The 23684-nt window shown below is 42.5% G+C and carries 26 protein-coding genes; 14 read left to right on the top strand and 12 right to left on the bottom strand.

The genetic code is table 11. The annotated features are described in order from the left end of the window. Positions 1–130: 130 nt before the first annotated feature. The 7 genes from GTQ43_RS28135 (at position 131) to GTQ43_RS28165 (ending at position 8794) form a co-directional block, all read left to right on the top strand. Positions 131–1483, top strand: coding sequence for a histidine phosphatase family protein (locus tag GTQ43_RS28135; RefSeq protein ID WP_265275971.1), 1353 nt, complete (start codon positions 131–133; stop codon positions 1481–1483). Positions 1484–1824: 341 nt separating this feature from the next. Next, entirely contained in the window at positions 1825–3120 is a 1296-nt protein-coding gene (locus tag GTQ43_RS28140) for a dihydroorotase (protein ID WP_265275972.1), read from the top strand. A 255-nt stretch (positions 3121–3375) separates the two neighbouring features. Beyond that, positions 3376–4350: a cation diffusion facilitator family transporter gene (locus GTQ43_RS28145; RefSeq protein ID WP_265275973.1), complete on the top strand. Its 975-nt coding sequence runs from the start codon at positions 3376–3378 to the stop codon at positions 4348–4350. A 113-nt stretch (positions 4351–4463) separates the two neighbouring features. Next, positions 4464–4718, top strand: a complete 255-nt coding sequence (locus GTQ43_RS28150) for a hypothetical protein (RefSeq protein ID WP_265275974.1) — start codon at positions 4464–4466, stop codon at positions 4716–4718. 42 nt (positions 4719–4760) lie between these two features. Next, positions 4761–6755 carry an alkaline phosphatase gene (locus GTQ43_RS28155; RefSeq protein ID WP_265275975.1) on the top strand — a complete coding sequence of 665 codons (1995 nt, stop codon included), beginning with the start codon at positions 4761–4763 and terminating at the stop codon, positions 6753–6755. 96 nt (positions 6756–6851) lie between these two features. Further along, the gene (locus tag GTQ43_RS28160; RefSeq protein WP_265275976.1) at positions 6852–7361 is read left to right on the top strand and encodes a PEP-CTERM sorting domain-containing protein; all 510 of its coding nucleotides are present in this window, start codon (positions 6852–6854) and stop codon (positions 7359–7361) included. A 230-nt stretch (positions 7362–7591) separates the two neighbouring features. Further along, positions 7592–8794 carry an argininosuccinate synthase gene (locus GTQ43_RS28165; RefSeq protein ID WP_265275977.1) on the top strand — a complete coding sequence of 401 codons (1203 nt, stop codon included), beginning with the start codon at positions 7592–7594 and terminating at the stop codon, positions 8792–8794. An 88-nt stretch (positions 8795–8882) separates the two neighbouring features. Here the strand turns inward: GTQ43_RS28165 and GTQ43_RS28170 are convergent, their stop codons facing one another. Next, the gene (locus GTQ43_RS28170) at positions 8883–9515 is read right to left on the bottom strand and encodes a DedA family protein (RefSeq protein WP_265275978.1); all 633 of its coding nucleotides are present in this window, start codon (positions 9513–9515) and stop codon (positions 8883–8885) included. A gap of 490 nt (positions 9516–10005) precedes the next feature. Here GTQ43_RS28170 and GTQ43_RS28175 point away from each other — a divergent pair, with 490 nt between their 5' ends. Continuing rightward, positions 10006–10359, top strand: coding sequence for an STAS domain-containing protein (locus GTQ43_RS28175; protein WP_265275979.1), 354 nt, complete (start codon positions 10006–10008; stop codon positions 10357–10359). A gap of 559 nt (positions 10360–10918) precedes the next feature. On the opposite strand, the gene GTQ43_RS28180 is transcribed toward GTQ43_RS28175, so the two are convergent. Both GTQ43_RS28180 and rpsF read right to left on the bottom strand, forming a co-directional pair. Then, positions 10919–11479: an Npun_F5560 family protein gene (locus tag GTQ43_RS28180; RefSeq protein WP_265275980.1), complete on the bottom strand. Its 561-nt coding sequence runs from the start codon at positions 11477–11479 to the stop codon at positions 10919–10921. 411 nt (positions 11480–11890) lie between these two features. Further along, positions 11891–12244: a 30S ribosomal protein S6 gene (gene rpsF, locus GTQ43_RS28185; protein ID WP_265275981.1), complete on the bottom strand. Its 354-nt coding sequence runs from the start codon at positions 12242–12244 to the stop codon at positions 11891–11893. Between the two features lie 404 nt (positions 12245–12648). Here rpsF and GTQ43_RS28190 point away from each other — a divergent pair, with 404 nt between their 5' ends. After that, positions 12649–13422, top strand: a complete 774-nt coding sequence (locus tag GTQ43_RS28190) for a fumarylacetoacetate hydrolase family protein (protein ID WP_265275982.1) — start codon at positions 12649–12651, stop codon at positions 13420–13422. 3 nt (positions 13423–13425) lie between these two features. On the opposite strand, the gene GTQ43_RS28195 is transcribed toward GTQ43_RS28190, so the two are convergent. Together GTQ43_RS28195 and GTQ43_RS28200 are read right to left on the bottom strand one after the other, a co-directional pair. Continuing rightward, entirely contained in the window at positions 13426–13902 is a 477-nt protein-coding gene (locus GTQ43_RS28195) for a Tic20 family protein (RefSeq protein WP_265275983.1), read from the bottom strand. Positions 13903–13983: 81 nt separating this feature from the next. Then, the gene (locus GTQ43_RS28200; protein ID WP_094348028.1) at positions 13984–14181 is read right to left on the bottom strand and encodes a hypothetical protein; all 198 of its coding nucleotides are present in this window, start codon (positions 14179–14181) and stop codon (positions 13984–13986) included. Between the two features lie 552 nt (positions 14182–14733). Here GTQ43_RS28200 and GTQ43_RS28205 point away from each other — a divergent pair. Both GTQ43_RS28205 and GTQ43_RS28210 read left to right on the top strand, forming a co-directional pair. Beyond that, the gene (locus GTQ43_RS28205; RefSeq protein WP_265275984.1) at positions 14734–17871 is read left to right on the top strand and encodes a hypothetical protein; all 3138 of its coding nucleotides are present in this window, start codon (positions 14734–14736) and stop codon (positions 17869–17871) included. Positions 17872–18064: 193 nt separating this feature from the next. Beyond that, complete coding sequence (locus GTQ43_RS28210; protein ID WP_084227157.1) at positions 18065–18175, top strand: photosystem I reaction center subunit VIII; 111 nt, start codon at positions 18065–18067, stop codon at positions 18173–18175. Positions 18176–18318: 143 nt separating this feature from the next. On the opposite strand, the gene GTQ43_RS28215 is transcribed toward GTQ43_RS28210, so the two are convergent. The 6 genes from GTQ43_RS28215 to GTQ43_RS28240 form a co-directional block, all read right to left on the bottom strand. After that, positions 18319–18438 carry a photosystem II reaction center protein J gene (locus GTQ43_RS28215; protein WP_012411803.1) on the bottom strand — a complete coding sequence of 40 codons (120 nt, stop codon included), beginning with the start codon at positions 18436–18438 and terminating at the stop codon, positions 18319–18321. A 70-nt stretch (positions 18439–18508) separates the two neighbouring features. Then, entirely contained in the window at positions 18509–18631 is a 123-nt protein-coding gene (locus GTQ43_RS28220) for a photosystem II reaction center protein L (protein ID WP_012411802.1), read from the bottom strand. A gap of 8 nt (positions 18632–18639) precedes the next feature. Then, entirely contained in the window at positions 18640–18777 is a 138-nt protein-coding gene (psbF, locus tag GTQ43_RS28225) for a cytochrome b559 subunit beta (protein ID WP_012411801.1), read from the bottom strand. Positions 18778–18786: 9 nt separating this feature from the next. Continuing rightward, the gene (gene psbE, locus GTQ43_RS28230) at positions 18787–19035 is read right to left on the bottom strand and encodes a cytochrome b559 subunit alpha (RefSeq protein WP_012411800.1); all 249 of its coding nucleotides are present in this window, start codon (positions 19033–19035) and stop codon (positions 18787–18789) included. Positions 19036–19204: 169 nt separating this feature from the next. After that, entirely contained in the window at positions 19205–20224 is a 1020-nt protein-coding gene (locus GTQ43_RS28235; protein WP_265275985.1) for a photosynthesis system II assembly factor Ycf48, read from the bottom strand. Between the two features lie 101 nt (positions 20225–20325). Then, positions 20326–20661, bottom strand: coding sequence for a rubredoxin (locus tag GTQ43_RS28240; protein WP_265275987.1), 336 nt, complete (start codon positions 20659–20661; stop codon positions 20326–20328). 385 nt (positions 20662–21046) lie between these two features. Here GTQ43_RS28240 and ndhC point away from each other — a divergent pair, with 385 nt between their 5' ends. From ndhC to GTQ43_RS28255, 3 genes are read left to right on the top strand one after another with little or no spacing between them, the layout of a single operon-like run. Further along, positions 21047–21409 carry a photosynthetic/respiratory NAD(P)H-quinone oxidoreductase subunit C gene (gene ndhC / locus GTQ43_RS28245; RefSeq protein ID WP_265275988.1) on the top strand — a complete coding sequence of 121 codons (363 nt, stop codon included), beginning with the start codon at positions 21047–21049 and terminating at the stop codon, positions 21407–21409. Next, positions 21400–22137 (top strand): photosynthetic/respiratory NAD(P)H-quinone oxidoreductase subunit K, encoded by a 738-nt coding sequence (gene ndhK / locus GTQ43_RS28250; RefSeq protein ID WP_265275989.1) that lies wholly within the window; start codon positions 21400–21402, stop codon positions 22135–22137. The genes ndhC and ndhK overlap by 10 nt, the downstream gene beginning before the upstream one ends. Further along, positions 22130–22657 carry an NAD(P)H-quinone oxidoreductase subunit J gene (locus GTQ43_RS28255; RefSeq protein WP_265275990.1) on the top strand — a complete coding sequence of 176 codons (528 nt, stop codon included), beginning with the start codon at positions 22130–22132 and terminating at the stop codon, positions 22655–22657. The genes ndhK and GTQ43_RS28255 overlap by 8 nt, the downstream gene beginning before the upstream one ends. A 264-nt stretch (positions 22658–22921) precedes the next feature. Here GTQ43_RS28255 and GTQ43_RS28260 read toward each other — a convergent pair whose 3' ends face one another. Beyond that, entirely contained in the window at positions 22922–23596 is a 675-nt protein-coding gene (locus tag GTQ43_RS28260; RefSeq protein ID WP_265275991.1) for a glutathione S-transferase family protein, read from the bottom strand. Positions 23597–23684: the final 88 nt, after the last annotated feature.

Below are 23684 nucleotides of genomic sequence, written 5' to 3' on the forward strand. Positions count from 1 at the left end.
ACAAAGGTAGGTTTTGCCTGTATAGTTGCGGTTACTAACTGCCCTTTTAATTAAATCTGCCTTCCTGAGTCCGTAATTCTGCAATCATTTTGCAGTAAAATTAATCGTCTAGATACAGGAGGGCTTTCAGATGACTCGTGTCATCATTGTGCGCCACGGTCAAAGCGGTTATAACACCGAGCGGCGTATTCAGGGACGCACTGATGCGTCAACATTAACCGAGAAAGGTCGTAACGATGCCAGTAAAGTTGGTAAAGCCCTCAGCAATATTTTATTTAATGCTATTTATAGCAGTCCCCTGCAACGAGCAAAACACACAGCAGATATTATCCATAGTGAGTTAGCTACTCATTCTGAACAATCTCCTGTAATTCAAGTTTCTGATTTGCTGCTAGAAATTGACCTCCCTTTATGGGAAGCACTGTTAACTTCTGAAGTTAAGCAAAAGTTTGCCGAAGACTACCGCACTTGGCATCAACACCCCGACGAACTGCGGATGCTACTAAATGAGCCACAGGGAACAAGAGAACATTTTCCTGTTCTTGCTTTATACGAACAAGCGCGACAGTTTTGGCAAGAAATTTTGTCTCAGCATCAAGGCGAAACTATTCTCATAGTGGGACATAATGGCATTAATCGCGCCTTGATTAGTACAGCTTTGGGAATTCCCCCAAGTCGCTACCATTCAATCCAGCAATCTAACTGTGGCATCACTGTACTAAATTTTGCTGGCGGATTAGGCGAAGCAGTCCAGCTAGAATCTTTAAATCAGACGCAACATACAGGAGAAACTTTACCTTCATTGCGACCCGATCATCAAGGAGTACGGTTGTTATTAGTGCGTCATGGCGAAACCGACTGGAATCGTCAAACCAGGTTTCAAGGACAAATTGATGTCCCCCTCAACGACAACGGTAGACAACAATCGCAAAAAGCAGCCGAATTTCTCCAAGAGGTAGCGATTGATTTTGCAGTCAGCAGCACGATGCTACGCCCTAAAGAAACAGCAGAGATTATTTTAAAACAGCATCCTGATGTAAAGTTAGACCTGCAAAATGGTTTAAGAGAAATCAGCCACGGACTCTGGGAAGGAAAATTAGAAACAGAGATAGAACAGGAGTTTCCAGGAGAATTGCAGCGCTGGCGGTTAGTGCCTACCCAAGTGCAAATGCCTGAAGGGGAAAATTTGCAACAAGTGTACGATCGCAGCGTTGCAGCTTGGCAATCAATTTTGCAAACCGCATCAACCAACCAATTTCAAACCGTTTTAGTAGTAGCTCATGACGCTACTAATAAAACTCTACTTTGTCATATTTTGGGTTTACCGCTAGAAAATTTCTGGAATTTTCGTCAGGGTAATGGCGCAGTTAGTGTTATTGATTACTCTTCTGGCATCGATGGTTTACCAGTATTACAAGCGATGAACATCACCACTCACTTTGGTGGAGGCGTACTAGATAAAACAGCAGCAGGGGCATTGTAATGAGTGCTGAGTTAGAAGTGAGGAGTGAGGAGTGAGGAGTGAGGTTAGGAGTGACAAATTATGAGTGATGAATAAAGTTATAAGTGGTGAGTAACTCCTAACTCCTAAGAGGATGTTTTAAAAGTGGTTGGCTGTAATTTTAGGCACTTGTTGATCCCCCCTAACCCCCCTTTTTAAGGGGGGAACCGGAATCAAAGTCCCCCAATTTATCGGGGGATTTAGGGGGATCTAAAACTTTTTGCTACCGACTAGAGGACTTTTAAAACATCCTCTAACTCCTAACTCCTAACTCCTAACTCCTCATTCCTCACTTTATTTTCAACTCTTAACTAAAAAGTTTTATGGCTGAACTGCTGCAAAAAATCCGGGTAATTGACCCAGTTTCTCAAATTGACGAAATCTTTGATGTACTAATTGCTGATGATTATATCAAAGCAGTGGCTTCACACATTACTGATATTCATCCCGATACTCAAATTAGAGATTGTCAGGGATTAGTTCTTGGGCCGGGGTTAGTGGATTTGTACAGCCACTCCGGTGAACCAGGATTTGAAGAACGGGAAACTCTGTTGTCTCTTTTACAATCGGCTGCGGCTGGTGGCTTTACTAGAGTTAGCATCTTACCTGATACATCCCCAGCTATTGATAATCCTGCACTTGTGGCACAGTTGCAGCAGAAGAGAGAGAGAGAAGGGGGACAAGGGGGACAAGGAGGAAATATTGCTTCCTTGTCTCCTCTCCCCCTGCTTCATATCTGGGGTGCTATCACTCTAGATGTAGCTGGGAAGCAAATGACGGAATTAGCAGATTTAGCAGCGGCTGGAGTTGTTGGTTTTAGTGATGGTAAGCCTTTTGAAAATTTGGCGCTGGTGCGGCGAGTCTTAGAATATGTCCAACCGTTAGGTAAACCAGTAGCTTTTTGGCCAAGCGATCGCCAACTAACAGCAAATGGTGTAATGAGAGAAGGGCCAGATGCTCTCCGTTTCGGTTTACCTCCAATACCCGCTAGTGCAGAAACTAGTGCGATCGCAGCTATGCTTGAATTAGTTGCAACCATTGGTACACCAGTCCATATTATGCGCGTTTCTACATCCCGCAGTGTGGAATTAATCGCCTCAGCCAAAGCTGCTGGTTTACCCATTACCGCCAGCACTACCTGGATGCACCTTTTACTTGATACGAAATCAATTAAGAGTTATAACACTAGCTTGCATTTAGACCCGCCTTTAGGAAATCCTAATGATGTGGCAGCGTTGCGTGCCGGAGTGCGTGCGGGTGTGATAGATGCGATCGCAATCGATCATACACCCTACAGCTACGAAGAAAAAGTCCAAGCCTTTGCCGAAGCTCCTCCAGGAGCAATTGGTTTAGAGTTAGCATTACCCTTGTTGTGGCAATATCTGGTTGAAACTGAAGAATTTACAGCTTTAGAATTATGGCGGGCATTGAGTACCAGTGCCGCAGAATGTTTTGGGCAAAAAGTCAGTGCAATTCTACCTCATCAACCAGCAGAACTTACTTTATTTGACCCCCAGCAAAGCTGGAAAGTCGAACGAAAAAATCTTTATACACTTTCACAAAATACATCTTGGTTAGGACAACAAATCAAAGGTCGTGTTGTGCAAACCTGGTGTTGAAAAATCAGGTATTATGTGTAATTATTAACAAATTACTAACAGGATAATTGCTGGGAGTTGTAAGTGTTAATTTGCTTTAATTATTCATTTTTAACAAAAACATTACCATTTCTTAAATTAAGTACGATATTTTTTTAAAATACACATATTTACTTTACTCTTCTCGGATTTATGAATTGAGAACATCCTTTCCAAAAATATGGTTGGTGGGACTTTTTTCCGGCACTACTATACTGTCAAAAGGTTTTTTGAGTAATGCTTTCATTTCAATGGTGTAGATGTGCAGATGATTCTGTAAAAGTAGTAAATAATCAGCAAAAAACAAAAATGTTGTGGGTAACAGTAGGATTACTTGCTCTTTTTTTTGTTGCTGAGTGGAGTGTAGGCTTATGGAGCCGGAGTTTATCTTTACAAGCAGATGCGGGACACATTCTTTCAGATATTGCAGCCTTAGTAATATCCCTATTTGCTAGCTTTTTAGCACAGCAACCAGCGAAGAAAAAAGCCACATTTGGACATCAGCGAATCGAAGTTTTAGCGGCTTTGTTAAATGGATTAGGTTTGCTAGCGATCGCTACTTTTATTACATGGGAAGCTATTCAACGTTGGCAACATCCAGCAGCAATTTTGGGCTTACCAATGTTAGGGGTGGCAGTATTAGGTTTAATCGTCAATCTACTCAACATTAATTTCCTTCATCCCCACACCCATAACGATTTAAACCTACAAGGGGCTTTGCTTCATATCATTGCTGATACTGCTAGTTCTGTGGGCGTAATTATAGCTGCTTTAGCAGTTCATCTTTGGGATTGGTGGTGGGCAGATGTCGCTATTAGTTTAGTCGTTGCAACTTTTACGGGTTTAAGTGCTTTACCTCTAGTCCAAGAAAGCCTAAAGATTTTTTTGGAGTACGCACCAGAATCAATTGACCCCCTTGAAGTGGAAATATCTCTTAAATCTTTTCCTGGTGTTGTGCAAGTAGAAAAACTCCACATCTGGGCAATTAGCTTAAATAAGGTAATGCTTTGTGCCAATTTGACAGTTGAATCTACAACTATCCAAGAACGCGATCGCTTACTCAATAAGCTAGAAAATCACATCCGCAAAACTTTTCATGTTGCTGAGATAACTTTGCAGCTAACTAGCTGTAAAAAACCTTCTGTACTACCAATTCATCCTTTATTTAATCAAGACTTAGTTTTAATGTTGTCTCCTAATAAAGCAAATTAAAACCGGAGTATTTTTAACGAAGTCACTTAAATCAACATTTTAAAATCATGCTTTTCGGCATTTATTTTGATTGTCAAAGCATAGCAACAGGTTATTTACTCAGAGGTTTACTGATGATGAATTTCATTCAAAAATTCCCAATGATTTCATTACTGAAACAATACAAACGCACCTTGGCTTGCTTCATATCTGGTTTGGTTATGGCAGTTTTGTTGTTCTTAGGAACATCAAATCAACACCCAGCAACCGCCCAACAACCAGCAACCGTCTCTAACCAAACCTATGCTACAGCCTCTACTCAGATAGATGTGAGTCCTACCTACTCAGACTTTGCTGCTACTCATCTAGAACCCAATTTTTATCAGTAATTAACGCCCAAACTGTAACCATTTACCTTAAGGCACACTCTAATGATTTCATTTTTGCGAAAGTACAAGCGATCGCTATCTTTTGTTATGGCTGGCTTGCTCTGTACCGTTCTGCTAGTATTTGGTAATTCTGTTTTCCAGCCGACTCTGGCCTCTGGTAATGGAACTAACGTAATTATCATGATTGGCGACGGTATGGGTTGGAATATGGCCCGGGCCGCAGCTGTTGCCAAAGGCGCACCTTTTTACACAAGTGGTAAAGGCTCAGGTCTTAGCTTTCAAAAGCTAAGTGGATATGGATTGGTAACTACTTACGGCACAACAATTCAAGGAAATACACCAGCCAATCCAACAGGTCAGCCCCATTTAACAGGTAACTCTGCTCTAGATGGGTCTAATCCTCTCACAGCTGCAAGTCCTGTTCGCCCCAACTTTACATTCCAGCCTACCCCTTTTAATCCAGGCGATCGACTTGATGGCAACAGTTTGGCAGATGGTAATCTCACAGGTTACGACCCTAGTCAGGGTGGCCCTCTTCCCTGGATTCCTCTAACCCCCGCAAATCCTGGAAAATACGACAAAGATTACATTAAGTACAGTTATCCTGACTCTGCTAACACCGCTACAACTCTTTATACGGGCGTAAAGAGCTTTAACAACGCGATGGGTGTAGACATTTACGAGAAAAAGTTGAAAACCATCCTGGAAATTGCCAAGGAAAATAATAAGTCTACAGGCTTGGTGACATCTGTACCTGTTAGTCATGCAACACCTGGCGCTGCTGCTTCTTTCGTAAATCGTCGCAGCAAGTATGATAGCGTTTACGACCCCACGAAGACCAACCAAGACAGCATTTTGCAACAAACATTGCTGAACTTTCAGCCTAATGTTTTGTTAGGTGGCGGTCATCCTAAAGACCTGGAAAATCAGGCAACTACAAATACATCTGATGGCGTATTTAAATATACGTATATTCAGAAAGACACTTACGAGCATTTAAAGAATAACCCTACATCCAATCGTTACGGTTATACCTTTTTGGAACGTGGGCCCAATGCAACCCAAACCCTATTAAACACGGCTGCCAAAATTGACCCAAATAAAGGAGAGAAATTATTTGGTCTGTATGGGGCTCGTGGACAAGACGGCAACCTTCCTACCAGTTCTTCTAAAGGAGACTACAGTAGCACAGGTTTAGGCAACTTCACCCTCTATAGCTCCGTTGTCAAAGGCGGTGGAACCCCAGGAACCTGCCCATCTGGGAAAATTATTACTGGTACTGTTGGGGATTGTGTTCCTGTAATCGATGCAGCGGGTAATCCCATTGCTCCTAATGCTCCTGCACCTGATACCATCCGTCCTCTAGCTCCTGGTGAAACTGATGCTAGCTTTATCGCCAGAGAGATTAACGAAAATCCGACTTTAGCCGATCTCACCAAAGCAGCTTTAACCGTTCTGGGTAAAGACAAAGACGGTTTTTGGCTGATGGTTGAGGGAGGTGATGTAGACTGGGCGGCTCATGACAACAACATGGATAACCTAATTGGTACCATGAATGATTTTGATAAGGCAGTCCAGCAGGTCATTACTTGGGTAGAAAATCATGGTGGTTGGAGCAAGAACTTGCTACTGGTTACTGCCGACCATGACCACTATCTAACTCTGAATAATGATTTTGCCTCTAAATTGACTCCTAATCCTGACCCGAATCAGGCTAGGGGTTTGAAGTATAACGCCAAAGACATCACTTTTGTGAAGCACAATCCTACTGATGCTGGTCACTTTTGGGGGTCTGATCCAAATTACAAGTACCTTTGGGGTAGCCATAGCCGTCGGGTTGTACCTGTTTACTACCAGGGTGCTTATTCCTCAACTCTGACTCGATCCTTTGGACAAAATCTGGAGTTTACAGATAGTTCTGGTACTTACAGCGCGCCTGGTATTCGGGGTGTGGTCGATCAGAGTCATATCTTCAAGACTATGAAAACTGCGATCGCAGGTCATAGAAGAGGCCGCTTCAATGAAGATGAAGACTAGCTAAAAAGCCTTGTGCTACAGAGGCGTGGTAACACACGTCTCTGTTTCATAAAACTATTGCGGTATTTTTCCACCTGTTCTTGATCAAGGAAAAAAATGACTGACTCTATCTTCAAGAAGTTAGCATCTGCAACGGTAGGAACTGCTTTGATTTTTTCATTAGGCGAGACTATCCCCGCCCAAGCAGCAGCCATAACTTATAATTTTTTTAACGATGATAAAACTCTCACAGGCACTTTTTCATTCGATCCAGCAGCAGCAGCAGACGATCAAGAAGTAACCATCGCCGAAGGTTTAAAGATTTCTGCTACTTATGGTGGACAGTCATACACTGAAGCAGACGATCCTTTAGCGTCAGTTTTCACGGACTTTTCGGGAACAATTTTGAACCAAGCCGGGTTAGGGTTGTATTTTACACCCGGCACTTTTAATATCTACCGCGAAAGTTTGATCGATTTGAATGATTCCACTGGTGCGGGTGTTCAAACTGTCACTTACACAAGTGTTCCAGAGCCAAATTTGATGCTTGGATTGTCTGTATTCGGGTTGAGTTTGTTCTTGGGTAAAAAGATAAGGTCTTTTAGACCATCAAGCACAAAAGCTTAAACCAGGTTATCAAGAACTTAAAACAGGGTGGATAATCCCACCCTAAAAAAATTTTGTGTAGAAGCGATCGCAATCCTATTTACTTATAAAAACCATAAGGCTTAGATTCCCGACTTCTCAGAGAAGTTAAAAATCTTGTTATTTGTGATTCAGTTGTATGAATAAAATATACCTGGGTTAGTTCAGATATAATAATGACTCGTTGTTTGTTGTCCTAAGTGGAGAAATTAATGGGTCGCGCCAAAAAGGTTGTCTTGGCATATTCTGGTGGAGTAGATACATCGGTTTGCATCCCTTACCTCAAACAAGAGTGGGGTGTAGAAGAGGTGATTACCCTAGCAGCAGATTTAGGTCAGGGAGATGAATTAGAGCCAATTCGAGAAAAAGCTCTAAAATCAGGTGCAAGTGAATCATTGGTGGCGGATGTCAAAGACAGCTTCGTAAAGGATTATGCCTTTGGAGCGATTCAAGCCAACGCCCTCTATGAAAATCGTTATCCTTTAGGAACTGCTCTTGCCCGTCCGCTGATTGCTAAGATATTAGTAGAAACGGCCGAAAAATATGGTGCTGATGCGATCGCTCACGGTTGTACTGGCAAAGGTAACGATCAGGTTCGCTTTGATGTCTCAGTGACAGCCCTCAACCCCAACATCAAGATCCTCGCACCCGCTAGAGAATGGGGTATGAGCCGTGAGGAAACCATCGCTTATGGTGAAAAGTTCGGTATCCCCTCACCAGTTAAAAAATCCTCTCCCTACAGCATTGACAAAAATTTACTTGGTCGTAGCATTGAAGCTGGTTTACTCGAAGATCCCTCATTTGAGCCACCAGAAGAAATCTATGAGATGACCAAAGCGATCGCTGACACTCCCAACGAACCAGAGTACATCGAAATTGGTTTTCACGGTGGTATTCCGACGACCATCAACGGCATAGCTAAAAAACCAGTTGAGCTAATTGAACAACTCAATCAGCTTGTAGGAAATCACGGTATCGGACGGATCGATATGATTGAAAACCGTCTGGTAGGAATCAAATCGCGGGAAATCTACGAATCACCTGCAATGTTAGTGCTAATTCAGGCACATAGAGATTTAGAAAGTTTGACTTTGACGGCAGATGTCACTCATTACAAGCGTGGGATTGAAGAAACTTACAGCCAAATTGTTTACAACGGCTTGTGGTACAGTCCATTGAAAGTTGCACTGGATGCCTTTATTCAAAAAACACAAGAGCGAGTCTCTGGAACTGTGCGAGTGAAGTTGTTCAAGGGTAACTCTACAATAGTTGGGCGTTCAAGCGATAATTCTCTCTATACTCCCGATTTGGCAACCTACGGAGCCGAAGACCAATTCGACCACAAAGCTGCTGAAGGCTTTATCTATGTTTGGGGCCTACCAACTCGCATTTGGTCGCAGCAAACTAGGGAATGAGGGGGATGAGGGGGACAGGGACAAGAGATAAAGAAGTATTTTCTTCCTCATCTCCCTCATCTCCCCCTGCTCCCTCATTCCTCACTTTTTACTCTTCAGTACTCGCTTCCTTAACTTGGCGAGACTCTAGCCACAGGGGAACAACAATTAAGGCAGTAATAATCAGTAAGGCTGCGATCGCAAACTGACCCACCCGAGCAACCAATTGTTCTAAAGAGATAATTTTTCCAGCAAAGAAAGCTAATGTCACCATCACACTAGCCCAAGCAGCTGCTCCTAAAAAATTGTATAAAAAGAATTTTCCAAAGGGCATTTCGGCTATACCCGCTAGTGGTGCTGCAAAAACTCGCAATAACGCCAAAAAACGTCCAAAGAATACAGCTTTCGCAGCATTTTGACTAAATTGATCTTTAATAGTCAGCAGCCGTATTTCAGAAATCCGAAATATGCTACCAACTTTTACCAAAAAAGTCCAACCGCTAACTCTGCCAATCCAATAACCACAAGTGCCGCCAATTACAGCACCCATAATTGCATCACTGAGAACCAGCCAGAAATTTAGTTCATCGCTGCCAGCTAGGAACCCGCCCACTAAGGTCACGGTTTCACCAGGAAGGGGAATGCCTAAATTTTCTAGCAAAATTCCCAAAAAAATCGCCCAATACCCGTAAGTATGGGCTACTTTCTGGATATTTTCTAGTGAAATCAACTCTAAAGACATTCCGCACCACCGTCTTTACAAATTTTTACTTTTACTAATATCTTTGCTTGTTTTTGGGCGGGGTGTCAATCAAACCGCTACATTCAGAACTAGGACATTAGTTTAATTCTGAATAATCCATAGCTCATAACTCTATGAAAACTATTAATTTTTAAATATTAACTATGTAAATCTTAGCACTCTCTACCACAAGTTAATTTACTTTATAAACAAATAAAAAAAAATTACATAACCTTTACAAATATCAAGGTGGGTTATGAAAATTTCGTAAAAGATACGGTTGATACCGAAATTATCAGAGGCTTATGCCTATATTTATGAAAGTTATCACAAATTATACGGCATGAATACTGAAATAATAACTCCCAACTGCACGGCTGAAATCCCTTAAATACCTGGGTAAAACAGTCAATTTTGCTGTTGAGAGAGAAGAAGTATTTATGTCATTTTTTGATTGTTAGTCTAGTGTTCCAACTACCTTTTTAAATTCATGACTCTCACACAAGAATTTCAAGTGATTTTGTTCAAACCCCAAACAAGCATAGATTTAGAAGGCGGTATGGCTTTGAGCGAACAGATGGCTGGAGTAGTACCCCAATCTCATCAACTCTGGGTTATTGACTTAGCAGAAGTTAACTTTATGGACAGTTCTGGGTTAGTTCCTTTGGTAAAAGGACTGAAAGCTGCACGTCAGAGTGGTTGTCGTTTGGTTTTATGCAACGTGCAAACTCCTGTGCGGTTAATTTTAGAACTTACCCAACTAGATACAGTTTTTGAAGTTTTTAATACTTATGAAGATATTCTTAGCACCGTCAAAAACGACAGTTTGCTTGTAGCAGGTTAAATAAATCTACCTTTAGAAGGATGGTGGAGTCAAGCAATGGTTGCATTTTTTCAGATTTTCTAACATATCCTCACCTAATTAAACATGGAGGAATACTCATGGCTTTGCAGTTAGGCAATATCAATAGCAGACGAATGAGTCTTTTTGTGAAACTTGAATGCCAATTTACCTAAACCATGTTTAGTAGAAAATGACTGAAATTGGTCAAAACAGATGCAATTTTTTATAATCCTCCCCAGCCTTTTAAAGGTAGGGCTTTTCAAGTGATTTTGGGTCAACTGCTCGATATACTAAGCTTTTGGTTCATGTTATTTTTCTGTCATTGCGAGCGAAGCAAAGCAATCGCCTGGGATTGCTTCGCTTCGCTCGCAATGACATATATTTTGCATGACTTTTTAACTCCTAAAAAGGCATAGAGTCAACAGCCTAGTACAAGCCTCTTAACCCAGTCCAATTAAGTAAGTAGTTCTCTATGAGTGATTCTAAAGCAATTCGCGCAGCAGCAACCATAGAACTAGGCTAAGAGGCAAGCAAAGTTACAACATGAGTTATGGCAATTTTAGGCATTTTGGGGAGTCGAAATGTTAGTTTGTTCGGATGCTGGGCGGGGAAAATTTGGCAAATCAATTCCGCTGTGACTAGCATTGCGAGTTTTGAGTGCTAAACGGTAACTCACACTTTGCAGTTCTGCTTGCAGTTGGCGATTTTCCCGTTGTAGCATTGCTACCTTTTCTCTCACTGGTGTCATCCGCTCCTCAAACTTCCGACGGTAAATTTGAGGCAACTCTTGTACTACTTGCTCCAACATCCGAGTGCGATCGGTGAGTTCTTGGACTGACTGTCGCAATTGGTAAATTTCGGAGTCACGAGTTGTAATTTGCTCTTGATAGAATGCCACCTGCTGCTCTACAGCTTGGAGTTGTTCTTGCAAAGCTTGTAACTGGCTCAAATCACGCTCAAGTTCCGGCTGCTGAGGCATAAAACTGGCGTTGCCCTTAACCAGCCGGAAGAGTTCTTGAGATAGTTGTTGTACTAATTGATCGCGAAGTTGCAACTCCTGGCGTAGTTGCGATACTTCCGTAGAGAGAACTTGAATATTGGGTGTATCAGATTGGCTCACAGTAGCTTACAGCTCCCATTCAGAATCTTGTCCACTCTTAGGTATAACTGCGGGAGTACTACCTTTGGCAAGTATTTGTTAATTTAGCATTCCCAAATAAGTCACGGAAAAAGAAAAAGACAAAATTTTACTGAATTGGGAATTGCGAGCATCTCAATGAAAGCAAATTTATCAAATAGATTGTCATTGCGAATGAAGTGAAGCGCAATGAAGCAATCGCAGTATCTAGACTTTGCGATTGCAACTCTTGGAGATGTTCCGCGAATGCTCCATTTCATTACGTACCCTACCGGAAGGCTCCGCCTACGCGATGACAGCTTATGTTTTTACACATTTGGGATGCTCCCCTGGGAATTGGGCATTGGGGAAGAAACTTGTTAAATAATTTCATCTCCCTCATCCCCCTGCCCCCTACGCGACCGTTGCAGCTACTTTAGTGGGCTTTTCCTTTTCTTCTTTAGGGGGTTTTTCTTCGGCGATATCCTGCTTAACTGTCAGATAACGAATCACTTCTTCACTCAAGCGCATGGCGCGTTCAAAGGGAGCGATCGCAGTTGCAGGTGCAGTGTAGTTTAATTGGATATAGATCCCATCGCGGTGTTTTTTGATTTCATAAGCCAGACGTCGCTTACCACGATTTTGAATTTGGATATCCTCAGCGCCTTGGTCGCGAAGCAAATTCTGATATTTGGTAATTGCTTGCTCTGCCTGTTCGTCTCCCAGGTCAGGACGAAGGATGTACATTGTTTCGTAATTTGTAGTCATATTTTCCAGTTTCCTTATGGACAAGTACGGTTGCTGATATTAATTTATACTTGATATAAATTTAAAATGCCAGTATTAATCAACATCGGAAGCAACAAGGAACTATAATCTTACCAGTTTTCAATTTTGTTTCATTAGTCAAATCGCCAAAGTTTGGATTATTTTTGGATGTCCCTAATGAAAAATAGGTTGCGAGGCGACCCTCAGATTTCTTTAGCTGATTCCAAAAGAAGCCTTTCACTGACCGTAAGGGGAGTGATGAGGCGCAAGGGGTATCTTTCTTTAAGGGCATCTATAGCGATCGCATTTTTGCTCAAGACTCAATCGGTTCGTTAAAAAGCTAATTGAGAATTGCTACCCGCTCACAGTTTCTAATCACAGATAAGAGGATATTCATCAAGGTTATGGCGCAGCGCTACGTGCGAATTCAAAATCAAGAAGGACAGATTTACTATGGGATACTACAACTATCCCTCAATGTGCAGGTGCTGGATGCTCCGCCCTGGTTACAAGGACAACCCACTGATTTAACTTTGACACCAGAAAATTATCAAATTCTGGCTCCTTGCGCTCCCTCAAAAATTGTGGCAGTGGGTAAGAATTATGCAGATCATGCAGCCGAAATGGGAACTTCAGTACCTTCTGAGCCACTAATATTTCTCAAGCCACCCACGTCCATCATTCCATCGGAGAGGGAGATTAAGTATCCTCCCCAGTCACAAAGGGTTGACTATGAAGGAGAGTTAGCTTTAGTAATTGGCGATTACGCTTTTGAATGTACACCAGAGGTAGCCCAAACCAAAATTTGGGGCTATACCATCGCCAATGATGTAACAGCGCGGGATTTACAAAAACGGGATGGCCAATGGACGCGAGCCAAAGGTTTTGATACTTTCTGTCCTTTGGGCCCTTGGATTGTGCGGGAATTAAATCCAGGAGCGAGATTGCAGACTTTTGTAAATGATGATGGTCATCCAGTCCAATCTGCCTGTATCGATCAGATGGTGTTTTCACCCGATGTTCTAGTTTCCTATATTAGTCAGGTGATGACTCTACTACCTGGTGATTTGGTGCTTACAGGTACACCAGAGGGTGTAAATCCATTGCATCCAGGCGATCGCGTCCGCGTGGAAATTGAAGGTATTGGTCGCCTGGAAAACACCGTAGCGACCCGTTAATGACTAGCGCACTTGCATATACACGGCATCAGAAATCGCCGGGATTTCCGCATAACGACCGCTCACAGACTGGATGACTGAATATGCAACTGCTCCCACTATGCCGATAAAAATGGTTGTAGATAGGGTTTGAATTGCAAAACCACCAAGGGGAACTAGACCCACAACATCAGTGAGGATATTAAACAAAAAGATAATGATATCCAAAAGGATTGCTTGCATGGTGTTAAAACGAACAAAGTGACTAATTTTTTCGTTTCTGACTACCAGCAAAAATAAAGCAAAGAAAATAATCATTCCTGCATAACGCACACCGTAGTAAATTCTCAACAATGGTATGAGTGGCAGAAACAGTAGTTGTAGCGGTGGAAAATCTGAGAACAAATATCTGCCAAATACAAAAACTTCAATTAGAGGAAGCAAATAAGGCAAGCAAGCAAAAATCCGATCTGAAACAGTTGTAGACCCGCGCCAAGACATTATGCGTTCTCCTGTGGTTAAATTTCTATAGTTACTTGAGCTTAGGATAACGCAGTTGCTCGGTTTTGCTGGCAAATTAAACTATTCTATATGGGCGATGCGAAAGCCCATCATACACTCGTACTGGTCTGGCTGCTGTTGAGTAAGTTTACGAATGGCTTGACCACAGCGCAGTTGACCTCCACGCCAACGGGGTTGACCGCTCCCGTCTGCGAGTAAACAAGACTGGCAAACTTGCTCAGGGGCAAGGATTTGCTCGTCCATTAAAATGACTAGCATCGAATCCCTCCTGTAAATCCTCATTGTGAAACAATTGTGGATTTTAGATTTTGGATTGACCCCATAGATATATCTAGGGTTAAGTGTTGTGATTTGCGATGATGCTTTGCATCTGCCGGAGGCGATCGCAAATCACACTTAAGAGCTACATCCTACATTTTTATGACAAAAATGTGGAAAACCACAATTTAATAATAATTGTCAAGTAAATCTTAATTTTTTATTGTATGTTGTGTCTATTGCAAATTGGACATTTTAGTAAAAAATAATACAAAATTCTTCGCATTAAGTTGAGCAGAGACAACCAACGGTATCCATTGCATCCCTGTTAATTTAGTAGTGGAGAGTGTCAAAGTTAATCTTCAGGAAACAACAAAAGCTTTACGCACAAGCAACACAGCGATCTATTGAAACTCCCTTGACGCTACTAGGTAAAACTGAGTTAACTAGATAGCCATTTAAGGGGTGCATTTATAAAATACTGGGGTAAACTTGCAAGCAAGTTAATACACATTTTTACTCAGAGGCTCGTCGGTCTGGGCATCACTCACAATGGAACACTGGCAATTTCTGATACAGAAACAAGGCGCTCGCTCATGGCATATTCTAGAATCGCCAAATTTGGAAATTTTGGAAGGGCAATATAGAGTTTTGGCTCGTTCTAACCTTCTTAATACAGACGTGGAAGTGCGGGTAACTCACTCTTCAACCCAGGAAATTCAACCAACGCGGCGAATTTTCAAGCGATCGCGTCGCACTAATTCAGAAGGCTTAATGGCCGTCATTCCTTTTACCTACTTCGATGCGGGAGTTTGGGAGTTGCGCTGTACAGGCGATTTGATGTCGGATCTGCTCGGTAAATCTTGGCAATATACTGTCCAAATTAAAGTATTGACCGAGGAAGAAGAAAGGGAGCGATGGGAGCAGGAGAAGAATGTAGAATCAATTTCACCTGATCGCCCAGATACTATTTCTGAAAACTTAGATATTGCCCCAACAGAATCAGCAATTAACCGAGAGGAAGCGATCGCAGTTTCCGCAGAATTAGCAATTGCTACAGATAGCAACCCTGCTACCATTGTTATTCCAGATAAAGGAAACTTGGATAATGCCCCAACAGAATCAGCAATTACTCTCGATGAAGCGATCGCAGTTTCCGCAGAATTAGCAATTGCTACAGATAGCAACCCTGCTACCATTGTTATTCCAGATGAAGGAAACTTGGATAATGCCTCAGCAGAATCAGCAATTAACCGAGAGGAAGCGATCGCAGTTTCCGCAGAATTAGCAATTGCTACAGATAGCAACCCTGCTACCATTGTTATTCCAGATGAAGGAAACTTGAATAATGCCCCAGCAGAATCAGCAATTACTCTCGATGAAGCGATCGCAGTTTCCGCAGAATTAGCAATTGCTACAGATAGCAACCCTGCTACCATTGTTATTCCAGATGAAGGAAACTTGGATAATGCCCCAACAGAATCAGTAATTACTCTCGATGAAGCGATCGCAGTTTCCGCAGAATTAGCAATTGCTACAGATAGCAACCCTGCTACCATTGTTCTGCAAGAAGAAACGCAAGAAAATATAGCGATCGATGAGCCTGTAAGTCCTGTATGGCTCAAAGGTGAGACAGCAGAGCAGATTTTACAAAATTTAATAGATTTAGCTTTACCCGATTCTGAACTGCTTCTGAAAGATGAGGAGGTTACAGATTTTCTAGCAACAGAACCACCATTATTGCTAACTTTAGATCGAGATACTTACATTGCTGGTTGGGGAAAAGCTCTTACAATCAATGGGCACATAGAACTTAAAGAAAAGACAAATTTAGATCGGGCTGAAAAATTATACTCAAAAAGCTTGCGGGCGCTTGAACTAGGAATTGAACTGCGATCGCCCCTAGAGTCAAAAATCTTAACCAAGCTACGGCAACCCTTACCAGATCAGGAGTTACCCTTCAGCATCAATACCTCAATTGATATTCCTGCTGACTTTGAATCCAAATTAATTTTAGCGGATATCAGTTTGTATGGTCGATTCGCCGATGTTAGTGGAGTCATCCTGTTAGCCAGCCAGTCCTTCACTATTACAGCAGATGTAACAGAATTACTGGCAATCACAGCCGTAGCAAAACCTAGTACATCGTTAAATAGCCCTATAGTAACATCGGACTCGTCTACTGCTTTAACGGAGCCAGAGACAGATGTAAGGATCGACTTGAAATTATTCAATCTAGTCAAGATCCCAAAAACAGAAGAGTCTCAGGTACTCAATCCATCACCAAACACACCCCTACCACCGCAAATTAATCTACAAGTTCTGCGAGAAACCACCCTACGGACATCTAACTTAAAGAATTCAGTCACTTCGCCTCAATTGCCGAAATTGCCACCGATTCAAACTGATGTCAATCTTTCCACAGATATTATTGCAGAATCCCCTAAACAGGAGGAGCCTCTAGAAAAGGATACTACTATAGCTGCCATTAACTTGGAGCAGTTAGTCATTAGGCAACGTCGAATGCCAATACTCGATACTACTTTTCCATACTTGAGACGGTTACAAGCTTTGCCAGGTGATACAGAAGAAGAACTAAAAAATAATATCTCACCAGATTTAGAAGTTCAAGCATCTGAAGATTTCCCACAGTTGGACGCAATTGTAGCTGAAGATCAAAATACACCGGAATTAGTAGTTGATGATGCACAATTTCAGGAAGAATCTGTTGCTGAAATAGAAACTCAGTCAAATGTACAATTCCAGGAAGAATCTGTTGCTGAAGTAGAAACTCAGTCAAATCCACAACTTATTACAACAGGCAACCTTTATTCATCTCCCCTACTCAGGAAGTGGGTGCAAAGTCAAGGATACATTTTGCCTGAATCCATCAATGAACTAGAAACTGAAGACAGCGATCGCTATGTTCCAGCCCAGCAGACTCAGCTTTTTCTTAGTGCTGGAACTCCCAATGTTGATGTCAGCTTACCATTAAGCGAGGATACCCAAGAGTCGGTTTTTGAGCTTGACAACTTTGAGGAAGACGCAGACACAGCAAAGGAAACTAATCTAGAGACAGTGGAAAATACGGTAGCAGAGAAAGTATCGGAACCAACACTTTCAATGGCTCTAGTAAGACAACTACCGCCTCCTCCTCCTCCAATAAAAGTAAATATAGCATCAGCTTGGTTAGCGCAAGAAATTGTTGTAGATGATACAGATAGTCAACTGGAAGCCGATGCAACGAATAATTACTCCTTGCAAGAAGAAAAGCAACCACTGTTAGGTTTATCTCCTTCTCTACCCGTAACTGCGGCAGCCATTAAGCCTTTGCCAATTCCACAATTACATATACCAGAAGGCGAACTAATCGCTGATAAATTTATCATAGTGCGCGTAATACTGCCTGAAATAACTCAGCAAGTGGTTGTTAAGTTATGGGTTGAAGATTATCAAACTCGCTGGTTACTAGATGGGCCTCATCTATTGACAAATTTAATACCTAATGCATTGGGAGGTTTAGAAGTGATAACCCAATTAAAGATTCCCCTTGGCTGTTTGGAAATTCGCATAGAAGCGATCGCACTTGATCTGACAACCCAACAGGAGAGCCACAAAGTTACAATAATACGGACTGTAATTCCTCCAGACTTGCCAGATTTACAGCTAGATGAACTACTGGGGATGTAACTAAGGGAATTGGGGAAGAAACTTGTTAAATAATTCCCCCTTGTCTCCCTCATCTCCCTTGTCTCCCCTCTGCCCCCTGCCCCCTGCCTCTCAACATGGGCTGTGTTAAAAATATGAAAGAATTTAAAAAATCTGGCAGGATTTGCAGTAAGCTCATTTTGAATTGTAGTGTTATTTAGCAGGAACCTTTATTATGGCAGCTTCCTTTTTGCCTTCTATCTTCGTTCCCATCATCGGTTGGGTTTTGCCAGCTATAACCTTCGCATTTCTGTTTTTATACATTGAAAGCGACGATATCAGCTGATCTAGCCATTAGTCATTTGTAAATGACTATTGACCAAAATTAATACCGCCTATCTCATAGAGACAGGCGGTTTTTTTAACGTTGATTTCTCAACAGATGCTAGAAAATCCTAACTTATAGTGTTCGGTTCAAAGGGACTAATGTTAAATCGAAGAACCGAGTCCGGCGTAGGCACCATAAAAGAAAATGCCCAAGACTGTAATTATACCTAAACCTGCGATCGTAGCGACGACCCACAGGGGAATTCTCCCACTTCCAGACACAGCTTCTCTCCTCCCTTAACAACAAATCAACACAGGTTAAATAAACAAAAATTAACAACAGCAGTTCCAGTTAGTTAAAGAAGTAACTGGAAAACAGAATACCGAGAACGAAAACTAGTAGTAGCCCCAGGTATAGGGAAGTGCGGTTTAGTTCAACCGGCTGATTATTGGGATTAGGCGATCTTTCTACCATAATTGCTCCTAACGGTGAATAAATTGCATTGCGGCGATCGCGCCTAAAAAGAATACAGTTGGTACACCTAAAGTATGTACTGCCAGCCATCTAACGGTAAAAATTGGATAGGTAACTGGTTGATTGATGTTATTGCCGCTAGTCATGATTTCAAACTACTTTCCAATAAATTGTTCAACTTGTTTTTTAGCTTCAAAACGGTTCTTCACAATTGGCACTTCTTGCCGCGCTGGTGTGAAATACTCATTTGGGCGGGGTGTACCAAAAGCATCATAAGCCAGCCCGGTGCTGACAAACAGCCAACCTGCAATAAATAATGCTGGAATGGTGATGCTGTGAATTACCCAGTAACGAACGCTGGTAATGATGTCCGAAAACGGACGTTCTCCAGTGGTACCTGACATTTAGATTCCTACCTTCACAAAGAATGTTATAGAGTTTATTATCCTACAAAGTTAAGAAAGAGTTACAAGTTGCAAAGTTCTTCTCAGAAATAGGTACTGGGGATTGGGCATGGGGCATTGGGTATTGATTATTAATTTACCTTCCTCATCCCCCTCATCTCCCCTCCGATTAAGCCGCTTCTGGCGAATTTTTTTCAGGGTTTGGGAGATACTTGAGCAAAACACCGCGATCGCCAATTATAAATCCGCGTTCTGGTTCTAAGAACACAATTTTGTATAAATTAGCAGCAACTTCCTCTACTTCTCGGTCTTTTTCCCAGGTTTTGCCACCGTCGCCACTCCGTAGCAAATTACCGCTACCGCCACCTATCCAAATTTCATTGGGTGTACGATATGCCAAATCCAGTAAACCCCAACTGGTAGATAACTCTGGATATTGTGCCTTTTGCCACTCATCAGGTTTGGTTTCGTCACTAAACTGAATTTGGCCTCCCCTAGCTAGTAACCACAATTGCCCATTGTTAGCAAAACCCATATTTTCTACCCGTCGAGAACTATTGCGGTTATGGGGTACCCAAGCATTTTGCCCTGGTTCCCAAGTTGAGTAGAAACTACCCTTAGCGGAAACCGCAACATATTTACCATCAGCAGAACGTTCTATATTACGCACCACACCAACTGCTGATTCCACCTGGGCTTTCCAATTTTTACCGCCGTCTATCGTCTTATATATGGCTCCCACATCAGTAGCCATTTCAGCTGTATTGTCTGCCAGTGCCTTAATTGCGATCGGGCTACCTGGTAGCTTTTCGTTCAAAGGAATACGCGACCAAGAAGCACCTTCATCGGTAGTATGCAGCAACAGTCCAGGCTCTCCGGCAATCCAGCCTTCCTTACCTGCAAAACTTACTGAGTCAAAACGATACTTTGGATCGTCCAGTTGCAGGGTTATTGGTTTCCAGGTATTACCACCGTCATTGGTTTCCAATAGGGTGGCATTGCTACCTACTAAGTAGCCATGCTCAGGATTATTAGTAAAAGCAATATCCAATAGATTCGAGTCTGTTGGCACAGAAATGATTTTCCAAGGGTTGTAGCTTACAGAGGGAATTTTGCTACAACCTATACACATGACGACTACTATTACCAAGGCAGCTATTCGTTGCCAACTTCTCACAAATGAAAGCATCAGTATTTCTTAGTTATTTCTAAATTTTTGTAGGAGTCGTCAGTCAGGATGCTAGGCAATCCTGAATTTTTCATTTTGAATTTTGAATTGCTTAACGCTTGTTACTGTAAGCCGTAGAGACTGATAAAAAACAAGAAACCAAGAGCCAAAGCACCAAAAATCAAGATATTCTTTTGGGTTGGCGTTAGGTTGTTGACACCAAAACCGTAACCGAGATTTTCTTTGAAGCCGGATGCAGTACCCGCAGGGCCAATGTTAGCAAAAGCTGTTTTCTTCGCACTACAAACTGGACAACGCCAACTTATGGGCAGTTCTGCAAAGACTATTCCTGAAGGAATATCATGCTTGTCGTCTCCCTTTTCCGGTTCGTAAACATAACCGCAGGCGCGACACTCGTAGCGGTCTAACACCGGAGTCTCAACAACTGGTTCGCTCATGGCTAGGGCCTCGCAAAGGAGAAATCTTAAATATACGTTAAAAATTATGACATAATTGTTAGACTTTTCTATCACTATCAAAAGCGAATTAAATACCTGAACTGCGTCTGTTTCCCAGATTTCAGAAAAACCAAACAGATATAATGTAAAAGAAAGTAACGTAATACAAGGGATTGGGCATTGGGCATTGGGTATGGGGCATTGGACATGGGGCATGGAGAAGAGACAAGGGAGACAAGGAAGACGGGGGAGATAAGGGAGAAATATTGCTACCTTGTCCCCCTTATCTCCCCTGCTTCCCCTGCCTCCCCTGCTCCCCCTGCTCCCCTACTCCCCTACTCCCCACTCCCCACTTAAAATACTCCATAAGCGGTAGATACTCATTGTGTTTGTCCTCAGCGGTTACGAGTACCTTCTAGGCTTCTTCATCATCTGTAGCCTAGTACCTGCCTTAGCGCTCTCAGCTTCCAAGCTCCTACGACCTAGTAGTTACAGCCCAGAACGGCACACCACTTACGAATCTGGCATGGAACCCATTGGGGGAGCGTGGATTCAGTTCAACATCCGCTACTACATGTTTGCTCTGGTCTTCGTCGTCTTTGATGTGGAGACAGTTTTCTTGTATCCTTGGGCGGTAGCTTTCCACCGTTTGGGGCTATTGGCATTTATTGAAGCGCTAGTATTTATTGCAATTCTTGTAGTCGCTTTAGTTTACGCATGGCGTAAAGGAGCTTTGGAATGGTCTTGAATTCTAACATAACAACCCAGGACAAAGAGCGAATCATCAACCCCATTGAGCGGACTACAATCACTCAAGACCTTTCAGAAAACGTCATTTTGACAACGGTTGATGACCTCTACGACTGGGCGCGGCTTTCTAGTTTGTGGCCGTTGCTGTTTGGTACTGCTTGCTGCTTTATTGAGTTTGCAGCTTTAATTGGCTCCCGATTTGACTTTGACCGATTTGGGCTAATTCCCCGTTCTAGCCCCCGCCAAGCCGATTTAATTATTACGGCAGGGACTATTACGATGAAGATGGCTCCCCAACTGGTGCGTCTCTATGAACAAATGCCAGAGCCGAAGTATGTAATTGCAATGGGAGCTTGTACTATTACTGGCGGGATGTTTAGCGTTGATTCCCCCACAGCAGTGCGCGGAGTCGATAAACTGATTCCTGTGGATGTATATTTGCCTGGTTGTCCTCCTCGTCCAGAAGCAATTATCGACGCAATCATTAAGCTGCGGAAGAAAATCGCCAATGAATCGATGCAAGAGCGGTATAAAATTAAGCAAACCCACCGCTACTACAGCACGACTCATAACATGAAGCCAGTAGAGGAAATATTAACTGGCAAGTATTTGCAGTCAGAAACTCGCTATGCACCACCGAAGGAATTGGCAGAAGCGATTGGTATGCCAATACCACCTGCACTACTGACAGAAAAGGCGCAAAAGGAGGAACAAACCCGTGGCTGAAGAAGAATCTCAACCAGTAGCAGCCAAAGAAGAGTCATTGGTACAAGCGGGTAAAATTTCCCAATGGTTAACGGAAAATGGCTTTGACCATGAGTTTTTGGCACCAGATAAGAATGGTGTAGAGATAATTAAGGTGGGGGCAGATTTCTTGCTTCCTACCGCTACAGCCCTTTATGCTTATGGGTTTAATTATCTCCAGTTTCAAGGCGGTGTTGACCTTGGGCCAGGACAAGAATTGGTGAGTGTGTATCACTTGATTAAAGTGGGTGATAATAGCGATCGCCCCGAAGAAGTCCGAGTTAAGGTGTTCTTAGCACGGGAAAACCCCGTAGTGCCTTCTGTGTACTGGATTTGGAAAACCGCAGATTGGCAAGAGCGCGAGTCTTACGATATGTACGGCATTATCTACGAAGGACACCCAAATCTCAAGCGGATTTTGATGCCGGAAGATTGGGTGGGTTGGCCTTTGCGGAAAGATTACATCTCGCCTGATTTCTACGAGTTGCAAGACGCTTATTAAATATTGCTGAGTTTCTAGCAGTGATTTAACCCCTTTCCGGTAGCGGAGAGGGGTTATGTTTTTCGTGTTCGAGGTAAATTTGGTTAACAAATCACTACAATCTCTACGGTTAACCAATCGAAAAAAGGGGGAATTCTTCTTGCTGTAAGCCTTGGAACTTAGGAATAGCACGACGGATAACTCGTAATGTCCCTGTAAAACTGATTACGTATTCTACAGGAAGGCTCCGCCTACGCAATGACATAAATATTTTTGCATCCGCACTTAGATTCGTTCTAGCCAATCCTTGACGTGAGAATATGACAAAATACGCTCTTTGAGCGGACTAGTCCGAAGTATCTCATCTATTTGTGCAGCAACAGCAAAATCTGCTATACTTTCATGGTTTCCCGCCAACCAATCTTGCTGACTGAGGATAGTATCAAGGTTAGCTAGATGGTTGAAAAACTTTTTTTCAACCCGATTCTTATCGATGCGACCAATTCCTTGAGCATTCAATTGCTTTTCGTATGTGTAGCGAGCGACGGGAGCAAAGATTAGTTGCTCAAACTTCGATCGCCCTTTACACAGTAAGCTGGTTGCTAGTTGAAGAGCATCTGGATAGCGGAAGCGAAAATATACCTCAAACCAATACAACGATTCATCTGCCCAGTCTTCCCAGAAATAGGCTTGTGCTAAATCTTTGCTGTCTACTGGGTAAAGTGGATATTCTGGGTGTCGAGCTTGCAAAAATTCTGCAATATCGGAACTGTCTTGAACCTTCTCACCATCGTATTCAATCACAGGAAGCTTCCCCGCAGGTGATAATCGGGAAGCTGCCACTGCCAGCAAACCGTTGTAGTTGACGACAGAGTAGGCAAGATGCTTGTGCTTGAGAATCTTGCGAACCTTGTTACAAAAGGGAGAAACTTCCCATTGATGCAGGATGATTTTTGGCATCGCGCTCACCGATATTTTTGGATGTCGATAGATTGAAAAACATTAACGCGATCGCTGTCTGATGTTAACAGAACAATAGTATTCTAGT

The sequence above is a fragment of the Nostoc sp. KVJ3 genome, from assembly GCF_026127265.1.
Classification (GTDB): domain Bacteria; phylum Cyanobacteriota; class Cyanobacteriia; order Cyanobacteriales; family Nostocaceae; genus Nostoc.

Coding starts and splice junctions, on each gene's coding strand:
- GTQ43_RS28155 (WP_265275975.1), top strand. CDS start 4,761: ATGATTTCATTTTTGCGAAAGTACAAGCGATCGCTATCTTTTGTTATG.
- GTQ43_RS28200 (WP_094348028.1), bottom strand. CDS start 14,181: ATGCTAGTCATTTTAATGGACGAGCAAATCCTTGCCCCTGAGCAAGTT.
- GTQ43_RS28145 (WP_265275973.1), top strand. CDS start 3,376: ATGCTTTCATTTCAATGGTGTAGATGTGCAGATGATTCTGTAAAAGTA.
- GTQ43_RS28160 (WP_265275976.1), top strand. CDS start 6,852: ATGACTGACTCTATCTTCAAGAAGTTAGCATCTGCAACGGTAGGAACT.
- psbF (WP_012411801.1), bottom strand. CDS start 18,777: ATGACTAGCGGCAATAACATCAATCAACCAGTTACCTATCCAATTTTT.
- psbE (WP_012411800.1), bottom strand. CDS start 19,035: ATGTCAGGTACCACTGGAGAACGTCCGTTTTCGGACATCATTACCAGC.
- GTQ43_RS28140 (WP_265275972.1), top strand. CDS start 1,825: ATGGCTGAACTGCTGCAAAAAATCCGGGTAATTGACCCAGTTTCTCAA.
- GTQ43_RS28210 (WP_084227157.1), top strand. CDS start 18,065: ATGGCAGCTTCCTTTTTGCCTTCTATCTTCGTTCCCATCATCGGTTGG.
- GTQ43_RS28195 (WP_265275983.1), bottom strand. CDS start 13,902: ATGTCTTGGCGCGGGTCTACAACTGTTTCAGATCGGATTTTTGCTTGC.
- GTQ43_RS28235 (WP_265275985.1), bottom strand. CDS start 20,224: ATGCTTTCATTTGTGAGAAGTTGGCAACGAATAGCTGCCTTGGTAATA.
- GTQ43_RS28260 (WP_265275991.1), bottom strand. CDS start 23,596: ATGCCAAAAATCATCCTGCATCAATGGGAAGTTTCTCCCTTTTGTAAC.
- GTQ43_RS28240 (WP_265275987.1), bottom strand. CDS start 20,661: ATGAGCGAACCAGTTGTTGAGACTCCGGTGTTAGACCGCTACGAGTGT.
- GTQ43_RS28175 (WP_265275979.1), top strand. CDS start 10,006: ATGACTCTCACACAAGAATTTCAAGTGATTTTGTTCAAACCCCAAACA.
- GTQ43_RS28150 (WP_265275974.1), top strand. CDS start 4,464: ATGATGAATTTCATTCAAAAATTCCCAATGATTTCATTACTGAAACAA.
- GTQ43_RS28135 (WP_265275971.1), top strand. CDS start 131: ATGACTCGTGTCATCATTGTGCGCCACGGTCAAAGCGGTTATAACACC.
- ndhK (WP_265275989.1), top strand. CDS start 21,400: ATGGTCTTGAATTCTAACATAACAACCCAGGACAAAGAGCGAATCATC.
- rpsF (WP_265275981.1), bottom strand. CDS start 12,244: ATGACTACAAATTACGAAACAATGTACATCCTTCGTCCTGACCTGGGA.
- GTQ43_RS28220 (WP_012411802.1), bottom strand. CDS start 18,631: ATGGTAGAAAGATCGCCTAATCCCAATAATCAGCCGGTTGAACTAAAC.
- GTQ43_RS28205 (WP_265275984.1), top strand. CDS start 14,734: ATGGAACACTGGCAATTTCTGATACAGAAACAAGGCGCTCGCTCATGG.
- GTQ43_RS28165 (WP_265275977.1), top strand. CDS start 7,592: ATGGGTCGCGCCAAAAAGGTTGTCTTGGCATATTCTGGTGGAGTAGAT.
- GTQ43_RS28190 (WP_265275982.1), top strand. CDS start 12,649: ATGGCGCAGCGCTACGTGCGAATTCAAAATCAAGAAGGACAGATTTAC.
- GTQ43_RS28170 (WP_265275978.1), bottom strand. CDS start 9,515: ATGTCTTTAGAGTTGATTTCACTAGAAAATATCCAGAAAGTAGCCCAT.